Origin of the sequence: Pseudoduganella sp. RAF53_2 (assembly GCF_052113985.1) — a bacterium.
Taxonomy (GTDB): domain Bacteria; phylum Pseudomonadota; class Gammaproteobacteria; order Burkholderiales; family Burkholderiaceae_D; genus Rugamonas.
Genome location: NZ_JBFRDW010000441.1, coordinates 1 through 5149 on the forward strand (window position 1 = coordinate 1; position 5149 = coordinate 5149).

Consider the following 5149-nt stretch of genomic DNA (forward strand, 5'->3'; position numbering starts at 1 on the left):
GCAGGAAGGTGATGGTGTGCGGCGACAGGCGGATGTGAATCTGGTCGCCGTTCACCAGGCTGGCGAAGGTCTGCATATCGAAGTTCACGGTGATGTCGCGGCCGCGCTTGATTTCGATCACGATCTCGCTGGAGTCGGGCAGCACAATCGGACGGTTCGACAGCGCATGCGGCGCAATCGGCACCATCGCAATGCCGCCCAGGGTCGGATGCAGCAGCGGGCCGCCAGCCGACAGCGCATACGCGGTGGAGCCGGTGGGCGTGGCGACGATCAGGCCATCGGAACGCTGGTTGTACATGAAGTGGCCGTCCACATCGACGCTCAGTTCGACCATGCCGGCGCCGGCGCCGCGCGACACCACCACGTCATTCACGGCCACGCCGAAATGGATGGCTTTACCGTCGCGCATCACGCGCCCTTCCAGCAGGGTGCGGCGCTCGGCCTTGTGCGTGCCGCTCAGGATATTGCCCAGCACGGGCAGCATATCTTCCTGCGAGATATCGGTCATGAAACCGAGGCGGCCCTGATTAATACCAATCAGCGGCACATCGTATGGCGCCAGCTGGCGCGCGATGCCCAGCATGGTGCCGTCGCCCCCCATCACCACCACCGCGTCGGCGCGCTCGCCAATGCCTTGGGCGCTCATCGAGGGAATATCGGGGAAGGCGACGTGGACGGCAGTATCCGCTTCCAGCACCACGCTGTAGCCGCCGGCCTTGAGGAAATCGATCACCGCGCGCACCGGCTCTTCGATACCTGAAGTGTTAGGCCTTACAACCAGGGCTATCGTGTTGTACATGGCGTGCGTAGCGGACATAAAAATCTCGGTCAAAATATGGGGTGGCAACACGCAGCAGAGTAACCCATAATGCTTGCTCATGCCATGCATTGCAACGCTGGCCGGTACGCGAAGAATACTGTATGTTTGCACAGTATACAATGGAGAGACTGAAATGGCAAAAGCACTGGGCGTAGGCGGCATCTTCTTCAAGTCCAAAGACCCGCAAGCGCTGATCAGCTGGTATCAGACCTACCTGGGCCTTCCCACCGATGCACCGGACCACGCGGCTTTCATGCCCGCCGTGATGCCGCCCGGCGGCTGCACCGTGTTCAGCCCCTTCAAACAGACCACGGGCTATTTCGCGCCATCGCGCCGCGAATTCATGTTCAACCTGATTGTCGATGACCTGGAAGGCGCACTGAAACAGGTGGCTGAAGGCGGCGCCGAGATCGTCGGCGATGTGCAGTCATTCGATTATGGCCGCTTTGGCTGGTTCATCGACCCGGACGGCAATAAGGTCGAGCTGTGGGAGCCGGCCGTACCGCCAGCGTCCTGATTCTAAAGGGCAATCGGGCGACTGGCAGCGCTCCCCTTCGCTAACATCAAGGCGAAGGAGGATCTGCCATGGATACCAACAAGAAGGACCGTCTGGTCAATACGACAGCGCCTGTCGAGAAGGATGCCGGCAAGCGCCTACCCCATGAACGGGACGAATCGCCGCAAGGCGCGCCCAATCAGAAAACGCACAGCGTCATCCGCCAGGCTGCCGAGGACATCGAGCGCGGCCTGGTCGACACGGACCGCCGCGCCACGCCAGGTCTGCAGAAAGCTTCTCCCGGCAATGAAGGCCAGCAGGCCAATCCCCTGCCCGGCACCAAACGCGATTGAGGCCGGCCATGCGCACATTAGCCTTTAGCGCATTGGCTGCGCTAGCCGCGATCGCCTCCGCCCAGCCGCAATACCCGCCTGGCTATGGTCCGAATCCGTCCTTGCCCGAACCAGCGAAGCAACTGATCCCCGTGATGAATGTCGCGCCGACCGCGCCGTGGCAGGACGATGCCAAACCTGTCGCAGCCCAGGGCTTCACGGTTACTGCTTATGCACGCGGCCTCGATCATCCGCGCTGGATTTATGTGCTGCCCAATGGCGATGTGCTGGTCGCCGAAACGAATGCGCCACCGAAGCCGGAAGACGGCAAGGGCATCAAGGGCGCCATCATGAAACATGAAATGAAGAAGGCCGGTTCGGCCGGCAAGAGCGCCAACCGCATCACGCTGCTGCGCGATGTCGATGCGAACGGCCAGGCGCGCACGCGCGAAGTCTTCCTCACCAGCCTCAATTCGCCGTTCGGCATGGCGCTGATCGACAAGGACCTGTACATTGCGGACTCCGATGCGCTGATGYGCTTCCCGTATCAGGATGGCGCAACGTCCATTACGGCCGCAGGCAGCAAGGTGATCGACCTGCCCGCAGGTCCCATCAATCACCACTGGACCAAGAACGTGATCGCCAGCCCGGACGGCAAGTTCCTGTACGTGACCGTCGGCTCCAACAGCAACGCCGGCGACAATGGCCTCGACAAGGAAGAAGGCCGCGCCGCGATCTGGCGGGTTGAACGCGCCACCGGCAAATCGCGCCTGTTCGCAACAGGCTTGCGCAATCCGAACGGCATGGGCTGGGAGCCGCAAACCAAGGCGCTGTGGACCGTCGTCAACGAGCGCGATGAATTGGGCAATGAGCTGGTGCCCGATTATCTGACTTCAGTGAAGGATGGCGCCTTCTACGGCTGGCCATTCAGTTATTACGGCCAGCATGTGGACCGGCGCGTGAAGCCGCAGCGCGAGGATATGGTGGCCAAGGCCGTGATTCCGGATTACGCCATCGGCGCGCACACCGCATCGCTGGGCATGRCCTTCTACGAAGCCAAATCCTTCCCGGCCAGCTATCAGGGCGGTGTGTTTATCGGCCAGCACGGCTCGTGGAATCGCAATCCCTTCTCCGGCTACAAGGTCGTGTATGTGCCTTTCGCCGAAGGTAAGCCTGCCGGACCGCCGGTCGATTTCCTGACCGGATTCCTGACCAGCGACGGCAAGGCGCAAGGCCGTCCGGTTGGCGTAGCGGTTGATAAGACAGGCGCGCTGCTGGTGGCGGATGATGTGGGCAACACGGTGTGGCGAGTGACCGCAACTGGCCGCTGAGAAAACGCATACAATGCCCTTTTTAGGGAAAGACACATCATGCRCATTCTTCACACCATGCTGCGGGTCGGCGACCTGCAGCGCTCCATCGATTTCTATTCCAAGGTACTGGGCATGCAGCTGCTGCGCACCAGCGATAACCCGGAATACAAATACACGCTGGCCTTCATGGGCTACGGCAGCAACCCGGATCATGCGGAGCTGGAGCTGACCTACAACTACGGCGTGGACAAGTATGACCTCGGCACCGCCTATGGCCATATCGCGATTTCGGCGGATGATATTGCGGGCGCCTGCCAGCGCGTGAAAGCGGCGGGCGGCAACGTGACGCGCGAACCAGGTCCGGTGAAAGGCGGCACCACGGTGATCGCCTTCGTCACGGACCCGGACGGCTACAAGATTGAACTGATCGAACGCACCTTCCACGGAGAAGGCGCGGGCCTGCGCTGATTACTGGCTGGTCAGCAGCGCGTTAATCGGCATCAGGTCTTCTTCTTTCAGCGTGCCTGCGGCGGACTTCAGACGCAGGCCGTTCATGATCGTGTCGTAGCGTGCTTTCGACAGATCCTTCTGGGTGTTGTACAACTGGCGCTGCGCGTTCAGCACGTCGATATTGATACGCACACCCACCTGGTAACCCAGCTTGTTGGAATCCAGTGCCGACTTGCTCGACACTTCCGCCGCTTCCAGTGCTTTCACCTGGGCCAGGCCGCTAGTCACGCCGAGGTAGGACTGGCGGGCGTTCTGGGCGGCGGCACGCTTGGTCGCTTCCAGATCGTTGCGCGCCTTGTCTTCCAGCGAGATCGCTTCACGCACCTTGCTGGTCACCGCAAAGCCGCTGAAGATCGGTACCGACCAGGTCACGCCAATGGCGTTGTTCTTGGTCAGGCCATTGTTGGTAACGCGTTGATGCTGCGACGCTGCGGTCAGGTCCAGGGTCGGCATGTGGCCGGCACGCTGCTTGCCGATTTCGCGCTTGGCGATTTCCAGGTTCAGGTTCTGGCTCACTACACCGTAGTTCTGGTTTTCGGCAGCCGAGATCCAGGGATCGATTTCCGCAGGCTGTGGCGGAGCGATCGCGACGCCGGTGCGCAGGGTCGACAGCGAACCAGGCACGGTGCCGATGATCTGCTGCAGCGCGGTGCGCTTCACTTCCAGATCGTTGACCGCGGCGAATTCCTGCGCCACCACCAGGTCATATGCTGCCTGGGCTTCGTGGGTGTCGGTGATGGTCTGCGTGCCCACTTCGAAGTTGCGCTTTGCCGATGCCAGCTGCTCGGTGGTGGCTTCCTTCTGCGCGCGGGTCACGGACAGATTGTCCTGTGCGGTCAGCACGTCAAAGTAAGCCTGGGCCACGCGCACGATCAGGTCTTCCTGCTGCTGCGCGAAGGTGGCTTCGGCCACCGACTGCTGCAGCTTGGATTGCTGGTACTGTTCCCAGTTCGCCCAGCGGAACAGCGGCTGGGTCAGCTGCACGGTCCACAGGTTCTGGTAGTTGTCGTTGTCACGCTTGGAAATCGGCGACAGCGTGTTGGGATCGATCTCGCCTTCGTGCGATGGCGTGATGTCGCCGTAGTTCTTGGAAACCGTACCCGATGCCGAAACAGTCGGCAACAGGAGGGAGCGCCCCTGCGTCGTGCGTTCCTGTCCGGCAGCCAGGGCGGCGCGCGCGCTGGCGTAGGTGGCGTCGTTGGCAAGTGCCTGCTTATACACCTGGATCAGGTCAGCCGCCTGTGCGTTGAGCGTCAGGAAGGCGCTGGACATCAGCACGGCGAGTAGGGGTTTCTGCATGTGCATCTCCGTTGGAGTCGTCAATTAATAAATATCGGCCTAATACTTCGGCATGGCGGTGTCCACCTGGACCGCCCAGGCGTGAATGCCGCCTGTCAGATTGCTCACCTTGCCGAAGCCGTGGTGTTCGAGGAATGCTGCCACCTGCAAGCTGCGCGCACCGTGGTGGCAGATGCAGACGATCTGGGCATCCTCATCGAGATCGTCGATGCGGGCCGGAATGGTCTGCATCGGCATCAGGGTCGAGCCTGCGATTTGGCAGGTCTCGAACTCCCAGTTCTCGCGCACGTCCAGCAGGAAAGGCTTGGCGCGAGCCTCGTCGGCCAGCCAGTCAGCCAATTCCGGAGCGGTAATGTGCTGCATGGCTCCGTCCTTAGAA

The 5149-nt window shown here is 61.5% G+C and carries 7 protein-coding genes; 4 read left to right on the forward strand and 3 right to left on the reverse strand.

Features of this window, described 5'->3' with window-relative positions:
* Positions 1 to 817, reverse strand: an 817-nt coding sequence (locus tag AB4Z11_RS22355) for an NAD kinase (protein ID WP_442027753.1), incomplete at its 3' end; no start/stop codon positions are given.
* 136 nt (positions 818 to 953) lie between these two features.
* On the opposite strand from AB4Z11_RS22355, the gene AB4Z11_RS22360 reads away from it, so the two are divergent.
* The 4 genes from AB4Z11_RS22360 to gloA all read left to right on the forward strand — a co-directional run bounded on the left by AB4Z11_RS22360 (position 954) and on the right by gloA (position 3429).
* Positions 954 to 1337 carry a VOC family protein gene (locus AB4Z11_RS22360; protein ID WP_442027754.1) on the forward strand — a complete coding sequence of 128 codons (384 nt, stop codon included), beginning with the start codon at positions 954 to 956 and terminating at the stop codon, positions 1335 to 1337.
* Positions 1338 to 1405: 68 nt separating this feature from the next.
* A complete protein-coding gene (locus AB4Z11_RS22365; RefSeq protein WP_442027755.1) occupies positions 1406 to 1669 on the forward strand; it encodes a hypothetical protein in 264 nt (87 codons plus the stop codon).
* 8 nt (positions 1670 to 1677) lie between these two features.
* Positions 1678 to 2979, forward strand: coding sequence for a PQQ-dependent sugar dehydrogenase (locus tag AB4Z11_RS22370; RefSeq protein WP_442027757.1), 1302 nt, complete (start codon positions 1678 to 1680; stop codon positions 2977 to 2979).
* Positions 2980 to 3018: 39 nt separating this feature from the next.
* Entirely contained in the window at positions 3019 to 3429 is a 411-nt protein-coding gene (gloA, locus tag AB4Z11_RS22375) for a lactoylglutathione lyase (RefSeq protein ID WP_442027758.1), read from the forward strand.
* On the opposite strand, the gene AB4Z11_RS22380 is transcribed toward gloA, so the two are convergent.
* Both AB4Z11_RS22380 and AB4Z11_RS22385 read right to left on the reverse strand, forming a co-directional pair.
* Positions 3430 to 4770 (reverse strand): TolC family outer membrane protein, encoded by a 1341-nt coding sequence (locus tag AB4Z11_RS22380; RefSeq protein ID WP_442027760.1) that lies wholly within the window; start codon positions 4768 to 4770, stop codon positions 3430 to 3432.
* 39 nt (positions 4771 to 4809) lie between these two features.
* Positions 4810 to 5133, reverse strand: coding sequence for a rhodanese-like domain-containing protein (locus AB4Z11_RS22385; protein ID WP_442027761.1), 324 nt, complete (start codon positions 5131 to 5133; stop codon positions 4810 to 4812).
* Positions 5134 to 5149 lie beyond the last annotated feature (16 nt).

Coding starts and splice junctions, on each gene's coding strand:
- AB4Z11_RS22360 (WP_442027754.1), top strand. CDS start 954: ATGGCAAAAGCACTGGGCGTAGGCGGCATCTTCTTCAAGTCCAAAGAC.
- AB4Z11_RS22365 (WP_442027755.1), top strand. CDS start 1,406: ATGGATACCAACAAGAAGGACCGTCTGGTCAATACGACAGCGCCTGTC.
- AB4Z11_RS22380 (WP_442027760.1), bottom strand. CDS start 4,770: ATGCAGAAACCCCTACTCGCCGTGCTGATGTCCAGCGCCTTCCTGACG.
- AB4Z11_RS22385 (WP_442027761.1), bottom strand. CDS start 5,133: ATGCAGCACATTACCGCTCCGGAATTGGCTGACTGGCTGGCCGACGAG.